The organism is Burkholderia sp. GW821-FHT14F03 (assembly GCF_058803765.1).
In genome coordinates this window covers 48947-70325 of sequence record NZ_JBXAPG010000002.1, presented here as the reverse complement: position 1 = coordinate 70325, position 21379 = coordinate 48947, and the positions used below count along the sequence as shown (strand labels likewise).

The 21379-nt window shown below is 69.2% G+C and carries 16 protein-coding genes; 5 read left to right on the top strand and 11 right to left on the bottom strand.

Translation table 11 applies throughout. The features are described 5' to 3' along the window. Positions 1 to 17 precede the first annotated feature (17 nt). Entirely contained in the window at positions 18 to 3746 is a 3729-nt protein-coding gene (locus AC1RQF_RS01810) for a DUF748 domain-containing protein (protein ID WP_492871167.1), read from the bottom strand. A 167-nt stretch (positions 3747 to 3913) separates the two neighbouring features. Further along, entirely contained in the window at positions 3914 to 5350 is a 1437-nt protein-coding gene (locus AC1RQF_RS01805; protein ID WP_273997338.1) for a DUF1254 domain-containing protein, read from the bottom strand. Between the two features lie 260 nt (positions 5351 to 5610). Here AC1RQF_RS01805 and AC1RQF_RS01800 point away from each other — a divergent pair, with 260 nt between their 5' ends. Together AC1RQF_RS01800 and AC1RQF_RS01795 are read left to right on the top strand one after the other, a co-directional pair. Further along, the gene (locus AC1RQF_RS01800) at positions 5611 to 6252 is read left to right on the top strand and encodes an FMN-binding negative transcriptional regulator (protein ID WP_273997337.1); all 642 of its coding nucleotides are present in this window, start codon (positions 5611 to 5613) and stop codon (positions 6250 to 6252) included. A 107-nt stretch (positions 6253 to 6359) separates the two neighbouring features. Continuing rightward, positions 6360 to 9419, top strand: a complete 3060-nt coding sequence (locus AC1RQF_RS01795) for a heavy metal translocating P-type ATPase (RefSeq protein ID WP_492871166.1) — start codon at positions 6360 to 6362, stop codon at positions 9417 to 9419. A gap of 112 nt (positions 9420 to 9531) precedes the next feature. On the opposite strand, the gene AC1RQF_RS01790 is transcribed toward AC1RQF_RS01795, so the two are convergent. From AC1RQF_RS01790 to AC1RQF_RS01775, 4 genes are all read right to left on the bottom strand, one after another. After that, positions 9532 to 10023: a GNAT family N-acetyltransferase gene (locus tag AC1RQF_RS01790; protein WP_273997335.1), complete on the bottom strand. Its 492-nt coding sequence runs from the start codon at positions 10021 to 10023 to the stop codon at positions 9532 to 9534. 115 nt (positions 10024 to 10138) lie between these two features. Then, positions 10139 to 10294, bottom strand: coding sequence for a hypothetical protein (locus tag AC1RQF_RS01785; RefSeq protein WP_252984101.1), 156 nt, complete (start codon positions 10292 to 10294; stop codon positions 10139 to 10141). Between the two features lie 125 nt (positions 10295 to 10419). Then, positions 10420 to 11652: a flagellar hook-length control protein FliK gene (locus AC1RQF_RS01780; protein ID WP_492871165.1), complete on the bottom strand. Its 1233-nt coding sequence runs from the start codon at positions 11650 to 11652 to the stop codon at positions 10420 to 10422. Positions 11653 to 11752: 100 nt separating this feature from the next. Then, a complete protein-coding gene (locus AC1RQF_RS01775) occupies positions 11753 to 12448 on the bottom strand; it encodes an MgtC/SapB family protein (RefSeq protein ID WP_273997332.1) in 696 nt (231 codons plus the stop codon). Positions 12449 to 12569: 121 nt separating this feature from the next. On the opposite strand from AC1RQF_RS01775, the gene AC1RQF_RS01770 reads away from it, so the two are divergent. Next, on the top strand, positions 12570 to 13673 hold the full coding sequence (locus AC1RQF_RS01770; protein ID WP_492871164.1) for an AGE family epimerase/isomerase: 1104 nt from the start codon (positions 12570 to 12572) through the stop codon (positions 13671 to 13673). Between the two features lie 487 nt (positions 13674 to 14160). Here AC1RQF_RS01770 and AC1RQF_RS01765 read toward each other — a convergent pair whose 3' ends face one another. Next, positions 14161 to 15774: a methyl-accepting chemotaxis protein gene (locus AC1RQF_RS01765; RefSeq protein ID WP_273997331.1), complete on the bottom strand. Its 1614-nt coding sequence runs from the start codon at positions 15772 to 15774 to the stop codon at positions 14161 to 14163. A 242-nt stretch (positions 15775 to 16016) separates the two neighbouring features. Here AC1RQF_RS01765 and AC1RQF_RS01760 point away from each other — a divergent pair, with 242 nt between their 5' ends. Further along, a complete protein-coding gene (locus AC1RQF_RS01760) occupies positions 16017 to 16460 on the top strand; it encodes a PaaI family thioesterase (protein ID WP_273997330.1) in 444 nt (147 codons plus the stop codon). 201 nt (positions 16461 to 16661) lie between these two features. On the opposite strand, the gene AC1RQF_RS01755 is transcribed toward AC1RQF_RS01760, so the two are convergent. From AC1RQF_RS01755 to AC1RQF_RS01745, 3 genes are all read right to left on the bottom strand, one after another. Beyond that, on the bottom strand, positions 16662 to 17711 hold the full coding sequence (locus tag AC1RQF_RS01755; protein ID WP_492871163.1) for a CoA transferase: 1050 nt from the start codon (positions 17709 to 17711) through the stop codon (positions 16662 to 16664). 148 nt (positions 17712 to 17859) lie between these two features. After that, complete coding sequence (locus AC1RQF_RS01750) at positions 17860 to 18360, bottom strand: hypothetical protein (protein WP_273997328.1); 501 nt, start codon at positions 18358 to 18360, stop codon at positions 17860 to 17862. 56 nt (positions 18361 to 18416) lie between these two features. Beyond that, on the bottom strand, positions 18417 to 18746 hold the full coding sequence (locus AC1RQF_RS01745; RefSeq protein ID WP_492871162.1) for a hypothetical protein: 330 nt from the start codon (positions 18744 to 18746) through the stop codon (positions 18417 to 18419). A 482-nt stretch (positions 18747 to 19228) separates the two neighbouring features. On the opposite strand from AC1RQF_RS01745, the gene AC1RQF_RS01740 reads away from it, so the two are divergent. Beyond that, positions 19229 to 19888 (top strand): HI_0787 family protein, encoded by a 660-nt coding sequence (locus AC1RQF_RS01740; protein WP_492871161.1) that lies wholly within the window; start codon positions 19229 to 19231, stop codon positions 19886 to 19888. A 276-nt stretch (positions 19889 to 20164) separates the two neighbouring features. On the opposite strand, the gene prpF is transcribed toward AC1RQF_RS01740, so the two are convergent. Continuing rightward, positions 20165 to 21355: a 2-methylaconitate cis-trans isomerase PrpF gene (prpF, locus tag AC1RQF_RS01735; RefSeq protein ID WP_492871160.1), complete on the bottom strand. Its 1191-nt coding sequence runs from the start codon at positions 21353 to 21355 to the stop codon at positions 20165 to 20167. Positions 21356 to 21379: the final 24 nt, after the last annotated feature.

The following is a 21379-nucleotide window of genomic DNA, read 5'->3' as shown; positions in this document are numbered from 1 at the left end:
GCCCGCGGCGCGCCGCATCACTTGAGCCCGAAGTCGACGCGCGTCGTCGCCCCCTTGTCCTCGATGCCCTTCGCATCGAGCTTCGGCGCGACCACGAACACGCGGCTCGAATCGACCTTGCCGTCGAGGTACTGCTGGACCGACTGCGCGCGGCGCTGCGCGAGCGAGCGCAGCGCCGCATCGTCCACCGGCGCATGCGCGGCGATCGCCTGCTTCATGTCCGCATCCGGCAGCGTCTTCTGCAAGCCGATCAGGTTGCGCGGCTTCTTGAAGTCGGCATCCTTGTACGCCTTCGTCAGGTACGTGTGGTACTCCTCGGGCGTTACCTTGATCGTCATCGGATCGATGCTCTCGCCCTGGCCCACCACGTCCTTGAGCTTCTGCTGCCGCACGAGCCGGTCGACATACGCGTCGCGCAGCCCCGGCAGATCCTTGTCCGGATCCACGCGGCCGATCAGGTCGAGCCGGATCGACTGCTTGTCGGCGAGCATCTTCACGATCGTGTCGAGCTTCTTCTGCGACGCGTCGCTCAACTCCGCCGAGCCCGGCGCGAATTCGACGTAGCCCAGTTCCTCGCCGCCGCCGCCGAACGCATTCGCGAGCAGCGTGAACGGCGACGTCACCGCCTTCTGCAGCAGGTTCAGCACCGCATGCCAGATCAACCCGCCGATACTGAACTCCGGATTCGACAGCGAGCCCGACACCGGAATGTTCACGTCGATCTCGCCGCGCGAATTCTTCAGCAACGCGATCGCGAGCCGCACCGGCAGCTTGGTCGCGGTGTCGTTGTCGACGTGGTCGCCGAACGTCAGCTGGTCGATGAAGATGTGGTTGTTCGCGCCCAGCTGATCGTTGTCGAGCTTGTAATGCAGGTCGACGTTCAGCTTGCCCTTCGTGATCGGATAGCCCGCGTACTTCGCCGAGTACGGCGTCAGGTTGGTCAGCTCGATGTCGTGCGCGGACGCCGTGAGGTCGAGCGCCGGTTTCGCGATCAGCGGATTGACCGAGCCCTTGATCGTGATCGGGCCGTTCGCCGCGAGCTTCGCGTTGACGTCCACCGGCGCGGCCGTGGTCGACTCGGTGCCGAACGCGCCCACCGTCCCCTGGATCGATACGAGGTCGGCTGTGTAGTTCGGCTTGATGAAGTTGTCGGTATAGCTCACGCGGCCGTTCTGCAGCACCAGCTGGCCGAACCGCAGATGCACCGGATGCTGCGGCGCCTCGGGCGCCTTCACCACGGTCGGCGCGGGCGCCGATGCGGCCGACGCGGGCGCCGCCGCAGGCGCGGCCTGCGCCTCCGAGGCCGGCTGCGGCGTCAGCGGCACCGGCTCCTTGCCGCTCGCGTCGCGCGTGAGCGACTGCGCGGGGCCGCTCTCCTTCGCCACCACGTCCTTCAGGTTCAAACGCCCCTGCGCATCGAGCAGCACGCGCCCGTAGAAGTTGGCGAACGTCACGCGCGCCGCATCCACGTCGGTCCCGCGCGCGCTGTCGTAGTTCGCCTTCAGGTTCGACAGCGCGAGCGAACGCCAGCCCGCGAAGCGGTCCGAGGTGGCCTTGTCGAGCAGCCGCACGTCGACGAGCGCCATGTCGCCGCGATACGAGGCCTTCATCGCATCCTTGGCCTGCGTGAATGCCAGATTCCCGTTCGCATTGAGCAGCGCGCTGGCGATCGTCGCGTTCAGCATGCTGCCGAAGTACGGCTCGAACGCCGCCGCGTCGAGGCGATCGCCGTTCAGCTTGAGGCCGAGCTTGAGCGGCGAGGCCGTCACGTCGCCCGACACGCTCAGCGATCCCTTGCGGTTCAGCGTCGTCTTCAACGCGATAGGCAGCGGCTTCGACAGATCGTCGCTGATCTGCTGCACCTTCAATTGCAGCGGCGCGAGCGCGATGCGCACCGGGCGCGGCGTGGAATTGTCGGTGAAGTTCGCCTTCGCGTCGTTCAGGTTCAGCGCGTCGATCCGGTAGTGCCACGACGGCGCGGCCTGCTGCGCCTTGCCCGCGACCGTGCGCGCGGGCGCCCGCTCGTGCGGGCCGGCCAGTGCGGCCAGGTCGATGTCGCCGTTCTTCAGGCGCTGCACGTCGAGCGCAAGCCCGCTCGCATCGACGCTCGCGATCTCGGCCGTGCGCGCCGCCGCATCGACCTTCGTGATCTTCACGCTCGCCTGCGGCAGCGCGAGCGCCGGCGTCTTCGCGTTCGGCAGCGCGATCTTCAGCGACTTGAGATCGAGCGTGCTGTCGCTGACCTGCGCGTCGAGCGGCGTCTTGCCCCAATCGACCTTCGCGTTGATCGCGGTGCTGAGCGCGCCGTCGAGCACGCGCGCCGCCGTCACCTCGCCGAGGTACGGCTGCACGGCCGGCAGCGCCAGCGCATCGACCGTCAGCTGCGTATCGGCCTGCTTCGCCGCGACGCTGACGTTGCCCGCCGCCTTCAACGCGCCGCCGTGCGCGACCTCGGTCGACAGCGTGTAATGCGCGGGGGCGCTGCCTTGCAGCGAGAAATTCTCGAGCGTCGCCGCGAGCTGCGTGAGCGAGACGGTGGTGGCCGGGGTCGGCACGCTGTCGTCGAGGTTGATCGTGCCGCCGTTGACGGCGAAGCGCTTGATCGTCAGGTCGAGCGGCTCCGCCTTGCCCGCTTCGGCGGCGGCGGCCGACGCGCCCGAGGCGGCCGCCGCAGGCGCGGCGGGTGGGCCCGCCAGCTTCTCGACGTTCAGCACACCTTGCCGGTCGCGCGCGAGATCGATCACCGGCTGATCGATGCGGATCTCGTCGAAATGCAGCTTCTGGTGCAGCGGCTCCAGCTGCGCGGCCGCGATGTGGATCGCGTGCGCCGCGAACAACGGCTTGTCGGCCGGGTCGGTCACCTGCGCATCGTTCAGGTCGACAGTGCCCGACACGCGCACCGCCGGCGTCTCGCCCGCCATCGCGAAGTTCACGGTCAGGTCGCTCGACAGCCTGCCCGAGCGCACCACCACCGGCAGCTTGGCCGGCGCATAGGACAACAGGCGCGGCACGTCGAGCCCGTCGAACTTCACGCTCACCTCCGACTCGCGCGTCTGCGCGAACGGCTTGGTCCGGCCGTCGATCGCGATCGGGCTGCCGTCGAGCCGCGCGCGCAAGGTCGGCTGCACGAAGATGTCGGTCTTCGACGGCAGCGTCGCGAGGAACGGGATGCCGAGCGACCACTGATCAATCACGTGGCGCGCGTTCAGCAGGCGGTCGTCGAACTCGATGCGGCCGTCATGCACCTGGATGTTCGACACGGAGAAGCGCGTCGGCTTGCTGTCGGGCTTCGACGGCGTCGAGAACTTGTCGATCAGGTCGGTGAAATTGAAGCGCTGCGCGTCGTAGCGGACGATCCGGAAGCGCGGCGCGTCGAGCCGCACTTCGTTGACGATCGGCGCGCCGCGCAGGAGCGACATCCACGACGGCCGCACCACGAGCTTGCCGATGTCGACGAAATTCCCCTGCCCGCCGCGTTCGCCGACATGGACGTCGTCCGCTTCGAGATTGAGCGTGTAGGGATTGAGCGCGATGCGCCCGATCGTCGCGGGCCGGTCGAGCTGCCGGCTCAGTTGCTGCTCGGCGAGATGACGGATCAGCGGCGGCGCGGCGAAGAAGCCGAGCAGTCCGAACAGCGCGAGGAAGATCAGTATGCCGAGGCCGATGCGCTTCGTGCGCCGCGCGCGGGCGACGCCGCGGAGTGTCTGCAAGGTCGAATGAATGGTTGCTTTGTCGAGGCTTGCCATACGGAAACGTGAAGTGCCATTGGGACGACGCAGGCGCGCCGCCGGGGAAAGACGGAAAAGAAGACGTCCAGCTTTCCGAAGTATAGGCGCTGGACGTCTCGCGACGCATCCGCGCGCCGTTCAGCGCGCGCGGATGCGTTCGTATGACGAGTGGCGCGGCAAGACGTTCACTTGCGCACGACGGCGGGCGGCTGCCAGGTGCCGTCCGCCGCCTGTTTCCTCGGCGCGTAGAGCCGCAGCGCGAGCGCGAAATCGGCGCGCGGCGCGGGCAGCCAGTTCGACGCGGCGGCCCCGCCCGGCGAGGTCGCCGACACGACGATCTCGATCGAGCCGTCGCGGTTGCGGCGCAGCCGGTCGCGGTCGCCGAGCGAGCGCCGCGGGCCGCGCAGCTCGGGCAGCGCGCCGTCCGGCGTGTACGTCGTCAGGCTCCAGAAAGCGCGCGCGGGCGGCAGCGCATTCGCCGGGAAACGCACCACGTAGCGGTTCGCGCCGTTGAGCGGCTGGCCGTCGCGGTCGGTGCGGACCAGCGCGAGCGTCTCGTCGTCGCGCGTCGCCGCGCCGAAGCGGGTCGACGCGGCGTACGCGCGCAGCGCGTAGTCCTGGCCGTAGCTGCCCGCGCTGTCGCCGATCCAGTTCCAGCCGTTCGCGGCCAGCAGGTTCGACGGCGGCGCGGCCAGCCGGTCGCGCGCCTCGGCCACGCCGCCGTCCGCCGCGGCGAGGCGGTCGCCCGACCACGGCACCGGCGCGCCCGCCGTCACGCCGATGTCGGCGAGGATCTCCTGCGCGTGCGTGTCGTCGGACGCGGCCGGGTTGTCCTGCACGGCCTGCGCGAAACGCTCGAAGAAAGTCTTGGCATCGAGCGCGGCCACCTGCGCGGCGGGCGTGCCGCCGCTCGCCGCCTCGGCGGGCGCGCTGCCCGTGTGGACCGCCATCGATGCGCCGCGCGCCGCGCCGGTGTACACCGACAGCGGCACCACGCGGATCGCCCGCTGGAGCTTCTTGACCGCGGTCAGGTCGCGGCCGCCGCTCGTCTGGATGCGGATCTCCAGCCACACGTCGCGCGCAGGCACCTCGACCCGCGTCACGCCGGCCGGCAAAGCGCCCGTCCACCCCGCGCCGACGAACGCAATCGTTTGCGATCTGCTGATGCCGGAACGCGGGTTCGCGCTCGCGCCGCTCGACCAGAGCACGTTGGTCCACATGTCGAGCGCGCGGGCGTCCACGTAGCGGCCCCGGGTGTCCGGCAGCGACAGGAGCACGGGCTCCGCGCCGACCTCGAGCCAGCCGGTCGAATCGAGCGTATCGACGCCCGGCAGCGGCGGATTCGACGCGCCGGCCGGCGGCAGCGCCTGCGCGTGGCGCAGCGTGTTGACGGGCGCCTGGCCGGGCTGCGCGCCGTCGCCGCCGGTGGCGGCCTGCTTCGCGACCGACATCAGCACGAGCGGATACGCGTAGATATAGGAATCGGCCACTTCGCTGCGCATCCAGCCGGTCTTGCGCTGGATGGCCTCCGGCGTGGCCGCGCAACCGGACAGCAGCGCGGCGATGACGAGCGACGCGCACGCGCGCCGCATGTAAACGGTTTCTCGTTGAATTCTTATCATGTGATGGTGCGACAGACGCGCAGCCGGACTGCGCGGTTGAGCGGCGGCCAGCATGGCATGGTGGTCCCTCGTAGCGTAGGCGCCGGCCGGGTGAAGCAATCTTTCAGAATGGGTTGTATCGTACTATTCCCACCCGCGCGAAAACAATGCCGGCGCGGGTGAAAAACCGGATTTGCGGCGATTACATCGCAATTCGTCGTCAATCGCCACGTCAGATCCTATCTGCCGTCACAGCCCGGCGTATTGTTTCGGGAGTCATCATGTACCTGCCAGCCCACTTCGACGAGCGCCGCCCCGAGGCGCTGCGGCAACTGATCGCCGACCATCCGCTCGGCGCGCTCGTCACGCATGGGCCGGACGGCCTCGACGCCAATCACCTGCCGTTCGAGTTCGAGCCCGATGCGGCCGGGTGCGGCACGCTGCGCGCGCACGTCGCGCGGGCCAATCCGCTGTGGCGCGAGGCAACCGGGCAGCCCGAGGTGCTGGTGATCTTCCAGGGGCCGTCGGCCTACCTTTCGCCAAGCTGGTACCCGGGCAAGGCGGAAACCCACCGCTATGTGCCCACCTATCAGTACATGGTCGTGCACGCGCACGGCCGGCTCACGGTGCGCGACGACGAACGCTTCGTGCGCGGGCTGGTCGCCCGGCTCACGCGCCGGATGGAAGCCGACGAGCCCACGCCGTGGAAGATGGGCGACGCGCCCGCCGACTTCATCGAGCAGATGCTCGCGGCGATCGTCGGCATCGAAATCGAGGTGACGCGGCTGGTCGGCAAGTGGAAGCTCGGCCAGAACCGCGACGCGCGCGATCGGATCGGCGCCGCGCAGCGCATGCGCGAGCACGGCGGCGACGCGCGGACGGGCGTCGCGGACGCGATGCTGAAGGCCCGGCCGGACGATTGATCCCCTATTGGTCGAGAGGGGAATTCATCTTCGCTTGACCTTCCCATCATGGGAAGCTTAATACTTCGGTCATTGGCGCGATTGCGCTGTTTGCCAGGAAAGGCTCCATGACTGATCTCACGCTACCGACGCTGGGTGAAACGATCCGCCTCGAAGTGGAAGGCATGCGCTGCGGCGGCTGCGCCGGCAAGGTCGAGCGCGCGCTCGCGCAGGTGCCGGGCGTGACGCGCGCGACGGTCGATCTGGCCGCGCGGCAGGCGACGGTCGAGGCCGAGCCGGCGGTCGAGGCGGCGCAGCTGGTCGCCGCGCTGGCCGCGCTGGGTTATACGGCGCGCGCGCTCGAGCCGGACACCGATGTGCAGCGGGATGCGCGCGCGGTCACGCTCGACGTGGCCGGCATGACCTGCGGCGGCTGCGCGCGACGCGTCGAGCAGGCGCTGCGGCAGGTGCAGGGCGTCGCGCAGGCGCGGGTGGATCTCGATGCGCGGCGCGCGCATGCCGAACTGGCGGGCGATGTGACGGCCGAGCAGTTGATCGACGCGGTTCGGCAAGCCGGTTATCAGGCCGCGCTCGCGGAATCGACGGCCGACGCCGCGCCCAAGGCGGCGCCCGCCGCTCCGTCCGTCGTCGCGGCGGTGTCCGTGCCGTTCAACATCCAGCGTGCGAAGCCTCCTGCGCGCGCGGCCGCGGCGGTCGGAGCCACGCATGAGTTCGACATCGACGGGATGACCTGCGCGTCCTGCGCCGGACGGGTCGAAAAGGCGCTTGCTCAAGTCCCCGGGGTCGCCCGCGCCGCCGTCAATCTGGCGACCGAGCGCGCCACCGTCGAAGCCGTCGCCGACCTCGATCCGGCTGTGCTGATCAAGGCCGTCGAAACCGCCGGGTATCGTGCCTCGCTGCCCGATAACGCCCCGGCTCCGGTTGCACCCGCCACCGCCACGCACGAACTCGACATCGGCGGCATGACCTGCGCCTCTTGCGCCGGGCGGGTCGAAAAAGCCCTCGCCCAGGTTCCCGGCGTCTCGCTTGCCACCGTCAATCTGGCCACCGAGCGCGCCACCGTCGAAGCCGCGACCGACCTCGATCCGGCAGTACTGATCAAGGCCGTCGAAACCGCCGGCTACCGCGTCGCCGCGCCCGCGACGCCCCGCACGACTCCCGCCGCCCCGCAGTCCGCCGACAACCGCAAGGAAGCCGAGGCCCGCCATGAGCGCAACCGCGTGATCGCCGCGGCGCTGCTCACCGCCCCGCTCGTGCTCCCCATGCTGGCCGCGCCGCTCGGCATCGACCTGATGCTGCCCGGCTGGCTGCAGCTCGTGCTCGCGACGCTCGTCCAGTTCGGGTTCGGCGCGCGCTTCTACCGGGCCGCCTGGCATGCGCTCAAGGCGCGCGCGGGCAACATGGACCTGCTCGTCGCCCTCGGCACGAGCGCCGCCTACGGCCTGAGCCTTTGGCAACTCGCGCGCTATCCCGACAGCCACGCGCATCTGTACTTCGAGGCGTCCGCCGTGATCATCACGCTCGTGCGCTTCGGCAAATGGCTCGAAGCCCGCGCCAAGCGCCAGACCACCGACGCGATCCGCGCGCTCAACGCGCTGCGCCCCGACCGCGCGCGCGTCGTCGAACACGGCGTCGAACGCGACGTGCCGCTCGCCCAGGTGCGGGTCGGCACGCAGGTCGCGATCCGGCCCGGCGAACGGATCCCCGTCGACGGCGAGATCGTCGCGGGCGCGACCCACGTCGACGAAGCACTGATCACCGGCGAAAGCCTGCCCGTGCCGAAAGCGCCCGGCGATCGCGTCACGGCCGGCGCGATCAACGGCGAGGGCGCGCTGACCGTCGCCACCACCGCGATCGGCGCGGAAACGACGCTCGCGCGCATCATCCGGCTCGTCGAATCGGCACAGGCGAACAAGGCACCGATCCAGCGGCTCGTCGACCGGGTCAGCGCGGTGTTCGTGCCGGTCATCCTCGTGATTGCGCTCGCCACGCTGTTCGGCTGGCTGCTCGCCGGGGCCGGCGCGGAAACCGCGATCCTCAACGCCGTCGCCGTGCTCGTGATCGCCTGCCCCTGCGCGCTCGGCCTCGCCACGCCGGCCGCGATCATGGCGGGCACCGGCGTCGCCGCGCGGCGCGGCGTGCTGATCAAGGACGCCCAGGCGCTCGAACTCGCGCAGCGCATTCGCATCGTCGCATTCGACAAGACCGGCACGCTGACTCAAGGCCGGCCGACCGTCGCGGCCTTCGAGCCGATCGGCATCGCGCGCGGCGACGCACTCGCGCTCGCGGCCGCCGTGCAGCGCCGTAGTGAGCACCCGCTCGCCCGCGCGGTCGTCGCGGCCGCCGACGCGGACCCCGCTGCCCGCCAGTCGGTCCACGCCGCCGCGCCGACCGGCGACGCCCGGGCCGTGGCCGGCCGCGGCGTCGAGGCGGAGGTCGCCGGGATGCGGCTCGCGCTCGGCAGCGGGCCGTGGCTGCGCGAACTCGGCATCGTCGCGCCGCCCGACGCGGTGCGACGCGCGGCCGAGCTGGAAGCGGCGGGCCATACGGTGTCGTGGCTGATGCGCCTCGACGCGCCCGCCGCCGCGCTCGCCCTGATCGGCTTCGGCGACACGCTGAAACCCGGCGCGCGCGCGGCACTCGACCGGCTCAGCGCGCGCGGCGTGCGCTGCGCGCTCGTGACCGGGGACAACGCCGGCAGTGCGGCCGCCGTCGCGACCGCGCTCGGCATCGACGAGGTCCACGCGCAGGTGCTGCCCGACGACAAGGCCCGCGTGGTCGCTGCGCTGAAGCACAGCCCCGCCGACATCGTCGCGATGGTCGGCGACGGCATCAACGATGCGCCCGCCCTCGCCGCCGCCGATATCGGCATCGCGATGGCGACGGGTTCGGACGTCGCGATGCACACGGCCGGCATCACGCTGATGCGCGGCGATCCGGCGCTGGTCGCCGACGCGATCGACATCTCGCGCCGCACCTACCGCAAGATCCAGCAGAACCTGTTCTGGGCGTTCGTCTACAACCTGGTGGGCGTGCCGCTCGCGGCCTTCGGCCTGCTGAACCCGGTGATCGCGGGCGCGGCGATGGCGTTCTCGAGCGTCAGCGTCGTCACCAACGCGCTGCTGCTGCGCGCCTGGCGCGGCGACGCCGCCCGCCCGCGCCACTGAGCCCGCAGCCGGGAACCGCGTCGCGCGCGGCAGGCAAGCGGCCCGCCCGGCAAATGCCGGGCGGGCCGTCGTCGTATTTGAAGAAAGCGGAGGGCGCGCCGCCGCGCGAGGATCAGGGCGGCGCGACGGGCTTCACGAGCGTGATGGTGATGTCCGCGTAGCCGAGGCCGCGATACAAGGCCAGCGCCGCCGCGTTGTGCCGGAACACCGACAGGCCCAGCTGGGTCACGCCGAGCCGGCGCGCCTCCTCCTCGACCTCGAGCAGCACACGCGTCGCGACACCTTCGCGGCGGTGCGCGGCATCGACTTCCAGATCGTGAATGAACAGCGAACGATGGGGGCCTTCCGTGACCACCGCGTACCACAGGCTGGCCAGCGGCTCGGCCTCGGCCTCGCCCTCGGCCGAGGCCCGCACGGTCAGCAGCACCTGGTCGTCGGACAGGAGCCCGTCGGGCAACAGCAGTTCGAGGCAGGCCGCCGCGCGCGCCTCGGCATCAGCGGGCAGCGCCTGGCCGGATTCGACCAGATCCCGCGCATAGCCGGACACCGCGCGCCGGCGGTACTGGCGGAATTCCTCTTGAGTCATCGGTCGCATCTGCAGCATGTCGCACCTGTGCGCGAAGCGGAGACACTACCGAGTGTAGCGGGCGGAAACGGACGGGGCGACGCGAATGCGCGCCCGCGATGCAATGCGCCGGCGCGTCGGCCGGGGCGGACGATCAGTGGCGCGGCAGGCCGACGGGCACGATGTGCGACTGGCGCACGCGCTCGGCCTCGGCGTGGCGGGCGGCGTACGAGTAATCGGCGTCGAGCGGCAAGTGCGGCGACGCAAAGAGATCGTCGATCTTTTGAAGCAGAGCGAGGATGAAGCTCATGTGCGACTCCTGTCAGATAAGGACTAGGGTTTTCCCCAGGAATGAATTCTAAGGGTTTTCCCTGAATCTGACTAGTGCACTGCAGCAATCGGCCGCAGGGGGCCTGCATGCGCCCCCTGCCCGCGTCAGCGGGAACGCGGATGGCGGGCGGGCTTCGGAGCCGGCCGGGCCGCCACGGACAAGCGATTGGTCAGCCGTTCGACCTGCGCGCCCTGCTCGTCCTGGCGCTGGGCCAGCGTGATCAGGTTCGCCTGCTGGGTTTCCTGCGCAGCCGCCAGCCGGTCGATGCGTTGCTGCAACGCAACAGTCTCATGCTTCAGGCCGGAGACCGTCATCGTCTGCGCAACCAGCGCACCGACGCCCACCACCACGATCACCGCGAGCGCGAGCAGCAGCCGGTTCACGCGCCGCATCTCCGCGCCCGCCGCACGCCGCAGCTCGACGGTCTCGATCTGCAAGGCCCGGATCCGGTCCGCCAGCGGCCGCAGGTGCGCGTCGAGATCGACGGCGGGCGGTTGAGGCGCTGGCGCCTCGTCGGTTGCGGCGGACGAGGCAGCGGAGGCCGCCGGGGCCACCAGGATCGTCGCGGCGGAGGGAACCGGCGTGTCGGCCGGCGCGGACGACGCCGTTGCCGCGAGCGCCGCGGCGGGTGCGGGTGCGGGTGCGGCCGATGCGACAGGCGCTGCTGCCGCTGCCGGGGCCGCTGCCGGGGCCAACCCGACCGCCGGTTCGGCATGAGCGACCGTGGGCTCCGCCGCCGGACGGGACGCCCGGCGCTTCGGCGCAGCCACGGCCGCCGCGCCTTCCGGGGCGTTGGCAGGGTCGGCGCGGCGCGGCGTCGTTCGGCGGGACGTGGATCGCGCGGGAGCGGGCGGCGGTGCGACGGCCGGCGACGAAGCCGCGTCGACCGGCAGGACCGCCTCCGCCACCACTTCGCCCCGCGCCGCCTCGTCCCGGCCCGGTGCGTCGGCCGACGCACCGGCCGTCGACGCGCCCGACGACGGCGCATCGGCGCCCATCGTCAAATCCACCTCCGGCGCCTTGTCCGGCTCAGCCGCCGCAACGGGCGCCGGCGGCTCGAAGCCCGTGAGCTTGCCCTGCCGGCCGTCGTCAATCGCGACAGCCGGGCCTTCGTCGGCCTCATGCGTGACGGCCGCCGGGCCGGCGGCCGTGTGCGCCTCGTCAACCGGCATCCCGAACAGGTCGAGCGTGCGCGCGTCGCGCCCCGCCTCGCCGCCGGCGGGCCGGGTCGTCGTGCGCGCCGGCGCGGCGCTGTCGGCCGCCGCGGCGCGCGAGCGCCTCGGCGCGCGGGTCGAACGAGGGGAACGGGGACGGGAAAGGGAGACGGAATCGGTCATCGGCTGCTGCGGCGCGGCGAACGCGCCGGACAAAGGCTGTGCTCAATCACGAGAAGCGGCCATTGTCTCATGCCGAACGCCGAACGCCGGACACCGCATGTCACTCGTCAGGCAACGTGCTCTGCCGATCCTGGAAACCCTTCACGCCCGGCAACTGCCGGACCTTCGCGCAAATGGCCTCGTATTCCTGCGTCGAGACGCGCGCCAGCGCGATCGTCACCTCGTCGCAGTCGGGCGAATCCTCGCTCTGCTGGACGACGAACTGCTTGACCCGCGCGCTGTCGACGCCGAGCGCCGTGTGCAGCGTATGGAAGGTCAGCGTGCCGCGCTCCACCAGCAGCGACATCTGGCGACGCTGGCGCACCGTGATGTAGCGGCGTTCGAGCGGCTTGATACCGGCCAGGATGATCAGCATGATGATCGTCGCGGCGATCGCCGCCGTGTACAGTCCGCCCCCCACCGCGAGCCCGACCGCCGCCACCGACCACAGGCTCGCCGCCGTCGTCAGCCCGCGGATGATCTCGCCGCGCAGCAGGATCGAGCCCGCGCCAAGAAAGCCGATCCCGGACACGACCTGCGCGGCCATCCGCGACGGATCGAGATCGACGTGCGCCTGCCCGAGGACGTCGGCGAAGCCGAAGGCCGACACGATCATGATCAGCGCCGAACCGACGCAGACCAGCATGTGGGTGCGCAGGCCGGCTGCCCACGACAACCGCTCCCGCTCGATACCGATCACGCTGCCGAGCGCCGCCGCGAGCACGAGCCTCATCACGAGTTCCACATTGTTCAGCATCCGCTTTCTCCTTTTTTGCGCGCGGGCCCGCCCGGGCATCCGCCGGGTGCTTTATCCTTGCGATCGGCGCACCCCGCGCCGGGCCGAGTCTTCACCGTTCATCGTACTGTTCGCCGCCGCCATGTCCGTTCCAGCTTCCGCCTCCGCCCAAGCCGCCCGGCTGCGCGAGCATTTCTCCCGCGTCGTCCTGCCTCTGTGGCGCGGTCCGGGGTTCGACCGCGCGCTGGGCCTGCCGTTCGAGGCGGTCGCGCCGGATACGCTCGCGCCGCTGCCCGCGACCCGCTACCGCGCGATGGCCTGTGCTCGCCAGCTGTTCGTGTTCTCCCAGGCGGGCGACGCCGATCACGCGCACGCGCTGTTCGACGCATTGTGCCGTCACTTCCGCGATCCCCGCCACGGCGGCTGGTTCTACAGCGTCGACGCCCACGGCGCACCGCTCGACCGCACCAAGGATCTGTATACCCATGCGTTCATCGTGTTCGCATGCGCGGAATATTTCGCCGCGTTCGGCAACCGGGACGCCCGGGACATCGCGGACCACACCGCCGCGCTGATCGAAACGCGTTTCGCGCGCCAGCCCGGCGACGCGCTGCTCGACGCGGCGCGCGACGAGGCTTTCGCGCAGACGGCCGCCGGTCCGCTGCAGAACCCGCTGATGCACCTGACCGAGGGCTGGCTCGCGGCCGGCCGCGCGTTCGCGGATGCCGCCTACGACAGCGCGCTGCTGCGCACGGCGCAGGCCGTCGAGCGCCGCTTCGTCGATCCGGCCACGGGCTGCGTCGCCGAGCTGCCGCGCGGCAGCGCCGGCAATCGCTTCGAGCCCGGCCATCAGTTCGAGTGGTTCTATCTGGTCGGCGCCGCCGGCGCGCGGCTCGCGGCCACCGGCCTGCCGGACGCGCTCGCGCGCGCCTATGCGTTCGCCGAACGGCATGGCGTCGACCCGCAGACGGGCGGCGTGTGCGCGGCCATCGACGAACAGGGCGCCTGCCTCGACAGCACCCAGCGCATCTGGGCGCAGACGGAATACCTGCGCGCGCTCGCGACCCACGGCGGCGCGGACGACGCGCTCGCCCGGCAGATCGGACGTTTCGAGGCGCGCTTCCTGAACGCGGGCGGCTGGTACGAGTGCAAGACCGCGTCGGGCGAGGTGTCGCGCGCGGACATGCCGTCGACCACCCCGTATCACCTCGCAACCGCCTACGCGGCGTTGCCGGCGAGCGCGTGAGGCACGCCGCGCCGCCTGCGCGGACCGCCGGCGGCGTGAGGCGGACGTTTCTTCGATTGTTTCCCCGCGACCGCTTACGCGACGCTGCCTGCGAGCGCGTGAGGCGTGCGGCGCGCCGCCTGCGCGGACTGCCGGAACCGTGAGGCGGATGTTTCTTCGATTGTTTCCCCCGCGACCGCTTACGCGACGCTGCCTGCGAGCGCGTTAGGCGTGCGGCGCGCCGCCTGCGCGGACTGCCGGCGGCGTGAGGCGTCAGTTTTTCTCCGGTTTCCGGCAGCGCAACCGATTGAGGCATGCCTCGGAACGCGGAGGACCAAGCCGGCATGGACGGGCTTTCGCTCGTTTCGACGGAGCCGAGGTATTCCTCGACAGTCGCACGCGCATGGCCGAGCGGCGCGACATGCTCCCCGCCCCCGGCCTCGCATCACTTCAATTCAACCGCCCCGCAGGCGTCCTACACCCGCGTCACGCCGCCCAGCGCCCAGGCTCAGGCCGGCTCAAACACACCATGGGCCTCCGCCTTCACCGCGTGGCCGTGGCCGGCCGCCGCGCCACGCCGGTCGCCCAACTCGAACACCGCGACCGAGCGCAGCAGCTGCTGGGTCTGGTCGTTCAGCGACGAAGCCGCCGCCGCGACCTGCTCGACGAGCGCCGCATTCTGCTGGGTCAACTGGTCCATCTGCGTGACCGCCTGGTTGACCTGTTCGATCCCCGCGCTCTGCTCGACCGACGCGGCGGTGATCTCCGCCATCGTCTGCGCGACCCGCGAAATCGACGTCGACACGCTGCGCATCGCCGCGCCGGCCCGCTCGACCAATTCCGAGCCGCCGTCGATCTGCGCCACCGATTCCTCGATCAGCGCCTTGATCTCCTTCGCCGACTGCGCGCTGCGCTGCGCGAGCGAACGCACCTCGCCCGCCACCACCGCGAAGCCCCTGCCCTGCTCACCCGCGCGCGCCGCCTCGACCGCCGCGTTCAGCGCCAGGATGTTGGTCTGGAATGCGATGCCGTCGATCACCGAGATGATTTCCGCGATCCGGCCCGAGCTTTGCGCGATGCCGCGCATCTTGTCGATCACGCTGTCGACCACCCCGCTGCCGTGGCTCGTCACGCCCAGCGCCTCGTCCGCGAGCGTGCTCGCGGCGCGCGCGCTGTCGGTGTTCTGGCGCACGGTCGCGGTCAGTTGCTCCATGCTCGCCGCCGTTTCCTCGAGCGAGGCCGCCTGGCTGCCGGTACGCCCCGACAGGTCCGCGTTGCCGCTCGCGATCTCGCCCGCGCCCAGGTGGATCGCGTCCGACGCCTGACGCACGATGCCGACGGTCTGCGCGAGGCTCGCCTGCATCGTCGCGAGGCCGCGCAGCAGGTGATCGATCTCGAACACGCCGCGCGGCGTCACGCGCGCGTCGAGACGCCCCTCCGCGATTTCCTCGAAATGACGTCCCACCTCCGCCAGCGGCTCGACCACCGCGCGGCGCGCGGCCGCGTAGATCGCCGCGCTGCTCGCGAGCATCGCGAGCAGCAGCACGATCGCGACCCCGCGGAACCACGCGCTCGCGGTGTCGATCGTGTCGAACGCGTCGCGGCTCGCATGCCCGCTGAAATCGACGAAGTTGCGCAACTCGGCGAGATACGCGTCCTGGATCGACTGGGTGGGCTGGTCCAGGAACGCCTGGATGTTGTCGGCCTGGAGGAACTGCACCAGTTCCGCGAGCGCGTCGTGCAGCTTCCTGTAACGCTCGGCGAGCGCGGCCGTGCGTGCGCGATTCTCGTCGCCGATCGAGGGCGCGTTCGCAAGCGCCGCGAACGCCTTGTCGGCGAGCGCCAGCTGCTCGGCGGCGTGCTGGATGATGTCGGTCGGCTTCGGGCCGCCGCGCACCATCCGCGTGCCGGCCCGCGACAGGTTGATGCGGGCGTCGAGCAGACGCTGGGTGGCCTCGTTGACGACGCCCGACTGCACGAGCGCCACGGTCGACAGATCGTCGATGCCGTGGCGCGTGGTCGAGAGCGACCAGAAGCCGAGCCCCTCGACTGCGAGCTGGAACAGGCAGAAGACGGTCAAAACGGCGAGCAGACTCGACGCGAGCTTGATTTTGCTGAACATGCGTTTCCTGGGGAGAGCAAATAGAGAAGTGACGCTCAGGGCGTTAGCGGCATTTCGCCCGTGGACTTGAGATATCAGTCCGGAAATCTCATTTGGACCGCGTCGGCCGCAACAATCATGTATGCATCACATCATTTGTCGCAAAACCCGCAACGAATTAGCTTGCGCATCGAGCGCCCCCTTCCTAGAGTGAAGCGCAAGCGGGCTGCATCGGGCCGCCCGCCGCCCTCCAAGGAACGTCGATGACCGACATCGTGGATCACGCGCGCGGCGCGCTCCGGGCCCAGCCGTTCAGCATGCTGCTCGGCACCGAACTCGTGTACATCGGAGGGGACGAGGCGTCGCTGTGCCTGCCGATCCGCGACGAGCTGAGGCAGCAGCACGGCTTCGTGCACGGCGGCGTGATCGGCTATCTGGTCGACAACGCGCTGACCTTCGCCGGCGCGCTCGCGCTCGGGCCGCGCGTCGTGACGGGCGAATACAAGCTCAACTACCTGCGGCCGGCCGTGAGCGGCACGCTCCTCGCGCGGGCGCGGCTGCTGTACGGCGGCCGTTATCAGGCAACCTGCCAGTGCCACGTGTTCGTGATAGACGACACGCACGAACGGCTCGTCGCGGTCGCGCAAGGCACCATCAACAAGATCGGCGACGGCAAGGCGGTCGATGGGGTGGATGAGCGGGCCTGAAGCACGCGAAACCGCGCCGGTCATGGCCCGGGTGTGCTGTCCGGCGCGAAGCGCGGCGCGTGATGGAGGCGGATGGCGCGGTTCCTGAGGCCGGACCGCCATCCGCCGGGCGCGCCGGCCTCCCTGCCGGTTCTGCCGCCTGTCTCCTCGCCTGTCTCCTCGCCAGCCCTCCCGCCAGCCCCGACGCCTCATCCCACCCCGCTAGGCATCCCCTTCGCGCAGCGGCAGGAAGCGCGGCGCGACACGCACGTCCAGCATCCCATCCCCGCGTTCCCGATAGATCGCCCGCGCGACGTTGTGCGGGTGGCCGGCGGCATCGGCCACGCTCAGCACCGGCGCGAAACATGCGTCGCTGCCCTCCAGCCGCGCGCGCCAGTGCGCGGCCGGCGCGGTCGCGAACAGCGCGGCGAAGCGCGTCTTCAACGCGGGCCACGCGTCGCGCGCGTACTGCGCAGCCGGATCGACGTCCGCGAGCCCGAGCCGGTCGAGCAGGACTGCATAAAACGCCGGCTCCAGCGCGCCGACCGTGATCTGCTCGCCGTCCGCGCAGCGGTAGACCGCGTAGAACGGCGCGTCGAGGAACAGCCCCGGGCCGGGCGTATCGAGCTGGCCCCGGGCGCGCGCCCACAGCGCGAGCGTGCCGAGCATCGCCGTGATGTCGACGATCGCGCCGTCGACCACGCGCCCCGGGCCGCCCGCCCGCACGTCGAGCAGCGCGCTGACGATCCCGAACGCGAGCCCGAGCGCGCCGCCCGCGTCGCCGACGACGGTCGGTGGAATCATCGGCGCCGCGCCGCGTGACGCGGACAGCGACAACAGGCCCGTGAGCGCGACGTAGTTGAGATCGTGGCCCGCGCAATGCGCGAGCGGCCCGTGCTGGCCCCAGCCCGTCATACGCGCGTAGACGAGGCGCGGATTGAGCGCGCCGCACGCGTCGGGGCCGAGGCCCAGCCGTTCCATCGCGCCGGGCCGCAGGCCCTCGATCAGCGCATCGGCGGCCGCCGCGCGCGCGAGCGCCGCGTCGCGGGCGGCGGGCGTCTTCAGGTCGAGTTCGATGACGGTCTTGCCGTCGCGCAGCGGATCGTCGTCGCGACCGCGCAGCACCTCGGGCGCGCTCGCGCGCGCGGCGGGGCGGGCGATCAGGGTGACCTGCGCGCCCATGCCGGCCAGGATCCGGCCGGCCAGCGGCGCGGGGCCGAGCCCTTCGAATTCGACGACGGTCACGCCGGCCAGCGGGGCATGCAGCGGCATATCGGCCTCCTCCTCGTTGCACGGCGCGGCGGTCGGGCGGTCGGGCGGTCCGGCTGACGCCGGGAAGCCGCGCGCACCGGATCGATGATACGGCGCGCGCGCCATGAGGTGACGATAGGTTTCGATACGACAGTCGGCCCCGCTGTCTTCAGGCCAACAACATGCCGGTTTCGTAGTCCAGCCGGTAGTGGGTCTCGTTGAAGTCGACGACCGCGACATGGTCGGGTTGCAAGCTGCAAACGCCAGTGAATATGTCGGCGCCGGACGTCGTCCACATCACCTCACCCTGCAGTGACAGGCGTGCGATTTCCAATTCCCCATGCGAGATGAGCACGGCACGCGTGCCGTCCCAGAGAATGCCGAAACAGGTCGCGACGTCGACCTGAGTAGCCCAGACCAGGCGATGCGGCAGACTCAGGGACAGGCAGGCGATATGATCGCCCACGGCCAGATACAACCGATCGTCGATCGCGACGGCCGAACGCGCGTGTACGGCGGAGCATCCTCCCCCCGCGCCCACGATCATCGCGCCCCGCCCATCCAACACCACGGCATGCGCGGAAGTCGGGTGGCCCGCCAACAGACGTACCTCGATCGGATAGGTGCGCGCGTTATCGGCCGAGCCGAACGAATAGGCCGGCTCATTCATGATTTGAACCAGGCCGAATGAAGTTGGTATTTGCATCCTTGTGCTCGATTCGAATGTCAGACAATGGACCCGGCCGACATCGCCGCCGCCCCCTCCTGCGGAGGCCATGTCGCCGCCATGCCGTTCTGCGCGACGATCACCCATCTCGTGAAGCCACGATCGCAGCCATGGATATGGCTCTTCCCGATATGCTCGCGGATAAGCGCGAGCGCAGCTTCCCGAGACGGATAATCGCCGATCTTCCGTTGCACGTGGATCAAGAAAGTGGAAGTGCCGAGCGTCAACGGCATCGCGCCGGGCAAGGACTCGCCCGGGTGCCCGCTGGAGAATAAATTAATCCACTCGCACCTGACCGGGTCGACGTCGGATTCGTGCGCGAGAAACAAGGAATGGACGCGCCGGGATTCATCGCACACCTCGGTGAATGGACGTTACGAGGGATTGCCGTCCACCGACTGATTATCCACCCGGGCATGCGCAAACGAAGGGCGCCGCGAAACAGTTGACCCACGCCGCTTCGACGCGGCGCACGCCATCGCTACAGCACGCCATCGATGCCACTGTTCGCGCAGCAAACCATCATGACGCGTATCGCAACCACTCGATACCTCAAGAGAACCTGAGCCATGAATCCGGACATCGCTCCGGCATGCTTCATCGCAACCCGCACAAACACGATTCAGCCATCGAGACGGGACCGGCCCCAAGCCCGTGATTCTCCGCACTCAACTTTTCTCGTTCTCAGCCGACAACACACCAACAAGCCCTGGAAACAATCATTCCAGCATCAGCCCAAAAAAACACTCCACCCGACACCCTCTATCAAAAACACAAAACCTTCAACCCATCGAACGACACCACAAATTACATGCTAAACAAAATCACACCGGACCTTATAGACCGATTCCACAAGGAGCATGACGCAAGTGGCGGCAACCTAATCAATGAGAAAATTTCAAGGCTATTCAAGCACTTTCCCGACAACACCTGTCGCAACGATGTAAAAATCAAAGTCTCCGTCATCAACACCATATACAACACATCGATCCAGTACATCGACCCCGTTGTAGAAAAAATAAACGAGGTATTTTCAAATGAAAATTACAAGAACACGATAAAGAAAAATCCAGAAAATATCGTCGACCTGATTGCAACGGCGCATTGGGTCAACAACACATCGGAGCGCAGCCATCAGCGCAAAAATCTCTCCTTTGCGTCGAAGTACATGCACTTTCAGAGCAACAAAGAAGCGCCCATCTACGACAGCTACGTCTGGATGCTGATAACAGCCTATCTGCGAAAGAATCACAAAACCCTATCCATCGGAAATCCAGGAAAATATTCCGACTTTCACGATCGATACACTATTTTCAAGCATGAATTCGACCTCTCGGAATACTCCAACTACGAAATCGACAAATTCCTCTGGCAATATGGAAGACATCTGATCAAGAAAATTACCGGCACCCAGAAAATCGGGACCGTAAAAGCAAGGCAGGAACTGCGCAGAAAGCTCTTCTCCACGTGAAGCCCTCTTCTTCGTCGCATCGGCCTTCGTTGAATTCGAGTGCCGATGCGTCGAGTGCCGAGGATAGCAATCGTATCCATCGACGGTCGGCTTACCCGCCCGACCCAGAGGCCGCTCGTCAGGCAGGTGAGCGAGTGGTCCGGCAAAGCCGGACAGGGCCCACCTAATCGAAGATACGAAGCGCGTCTTTCATTGACACGGGAAAAGTCACGACAAACATGGTCGCTCCACCGAGGGGCGAGGTCTCGCCGTCAGCAGTCAGCCACCTGTACCCCATCAAACCACCTCCCCCGGCACCCGCACCCACCCTTCCATCAGCACCCGCGCGCTGCGGCTCATGATCGCCTTCCTCACGACCCACTCCCCGTCCGCGCGCACCGCCTCCGCCCCCACCCGCAGCGTCCCCGACGGATGCCCGAAGCGCACCGCCTGCCGCTCACCGCCGCCCGCCGCGAGATTGACGAGCGTGCCCGGAATCGCCGCCGCCGTGCCGATCGCCACCGCCGCCGTTCCCATCATCGCGTGATGGAGCTTGCCCATCGACAACGCCCGCACCAGCAGATCCACATCCTCCCCCGCCACCGTCTTGCCGCTCGACGCGACATACGCCGCCGGCGGCGCGACGAACGCGACCTTCGGCGTATGCTGCCGCGTCGCGATTTCATCGAGCGATTTGATCAGCCCCATCCGCAGCGCCCCATGCGCGCGAATCGTCTCGAACCGGGCAAGCGCGGCCGGATCGCCGTTGATCGCGTCCTGCAGCTCGGCCCCGGTGTACCCGATCGCCGCCGCCTCGACGAAGATCGTCGGAATGCCCGCATTGATCATCGTCGCCTTCAGCGTGCCCACGCCGGGCACCTCCAGATCGTCGACGACCTGCCCGGTCGGGAACATCGCGCCGCCCGCGCCGTCTTCATCGGCCGCCGGGTCCATGAATTCCAGCTGCACCTCGGCCGCCGGAAACGTCACGCCGTCCAGCTCGAAATCGCCGGTCTCCTGCACCGCGCCGTTCGTGATCGGCACGTGCGCGACGATCGTCCTGCCGATGTTCGCCTGCCAGATCCGCACCACCGCGACGCCGTTCTCCGGCACCCGACTCGCATCCACCAGCCCGCCGCCGATCGCGAACGGCCCGACCGCCGCCGACAGGTTCCCGCAGTTGCCGCTCCAGTCCACGAACGCGCGATCGATCGACACCTGCCCGAACAGATAATCGACGTCGTGATCGGCGCGGCTGCTCTTCGCGACGATCACCGTCTTGCTCGTGCTAGAGGTCGCGCCGCCCATCCCGTCGATCTGCTTGCCGTACGGATCCGGGCTGCCGATCACGCGCAGCAGCAGCGCGTCGCGCGTCGCGCCCGGCACGCGCGCCGGCTCCGGCAAATCCTGCAGGCGGAAGAACACGCCCTTGCTGGTGCCGCCGCGCAGATAGGTCGCGGGAATCTTGATCTGAGCTACGTGAGTCATCTGTTCGTGTCCTGTAAGTGACGA

Bases quoted from the DNA above. Each gene is read 5' to 3' on its own strand.
- AC1RQF_RS01740 (WP_492871161.1), top strand. From the start codon at position 19,229: ATGCTAAACAAAATCACACCGGACCTTATAGACCGATTCCACAAGGAG.
- AC1RQF_RS01810 (WP_492871167.1), bottom strand. From the start codon at position 3,746: ATGGCAAGCCTCGACAAAGCAACCATTCATTCGACCTTGCAGACACTC.
- AC1RQF_RS01750 (WP_273997328.1), bottom strand. From the start codon at position 18,360: ATGAATGAGCCGGCCTATTCGTTCGGCTCGGCCGATAACGCGCGCACC.
- AC1RQF_RS01755 (WP_492871163.1), bottom strand. From the start codon at position 17,711: ATGCCGCTGCATGCCCCGCTGGCCGGCGTGACCGTCGTCGAATTCGAA.
- AC1RQF_RS01765 (WP_273997331.1), bottom strand. From the start codon at position 15,774: ATGTTCAGCAAAATCAAGCTCGCGTCGAGTCTGCTCGCCGTTTTGACC.
- AC1RQF_RS01780 (WP_492871165.1), bottom strand. From the start codon at position 11,652: ATGACCGATTCCGTCTCCCTTTCCCGTCCCCGTTCCCCTCGTTCGACC.
- AC1RQF_RS01760 (WP_273997330.1), top strand. From the start codon at position 16,017: ATGACCGACATCGTGGATCACGCGCGCGGCGCGCTCCGGGCCCAGCCG.
- prpF (WP_492871160.1), bottom strand. From the start codon at position 21,355: ATGACTCACGTAGCTCAGATCAAGATTCCCGCGACCTATCTGCGCGGC.
- AC1RQF_RS01790 (WP_273997335.1), bottom strand. From the start codon at position 10,023: ATGCTGCAGATGCGACCGATGACTCAAGAGGAATTCCGCCAGTACCGC.
- AC1RQF_RS01800 (WP_273997337.1), top strand. From the start codon at position 5,611: ATGTACCTGCCAGCCCACTTCGACGAGCGCCGCCCCGAGGCGCTGCGG.
- AC1RQF_RS01770 (WP_492871164.1), top strand. From the start codon at position 12,570: ATGTCCGTTCCAGCTTCCGCCTCCGCCCAAGCCGCCCGGCTGCGCGAG.
- AC1RQF_RS01775 (WP_273997332.1), bottom strand. From the start codon at position 12,448: ATGCTGAACAATGTGGAACTCGTGATGAGGCTCGTGCTCGCGGCGGCG.
- AC1RQF_RS01785 (WP_252984101.1), bottom strand. From the start codon at position 10,294: ATGAGCTTCATCCTCGCTCTGCTTCAAAAGATCGACGATCTCTTTGCG.
- AC1RQF_RS01805 (WP_273997338.1), bottom strand. From the start codon at position 5,350: ATGATAAGAATTCAACGAGAAACCGTTTACATGCGGCGCGCGTGCGCG.
- AC1RQF_RS01795 (WP_492871166.1), top strand. From the start codon at position 6,360: ATGACTGATCTCACGCTACCGACGCTGGGTGAAACGATCCGCCTCGAA.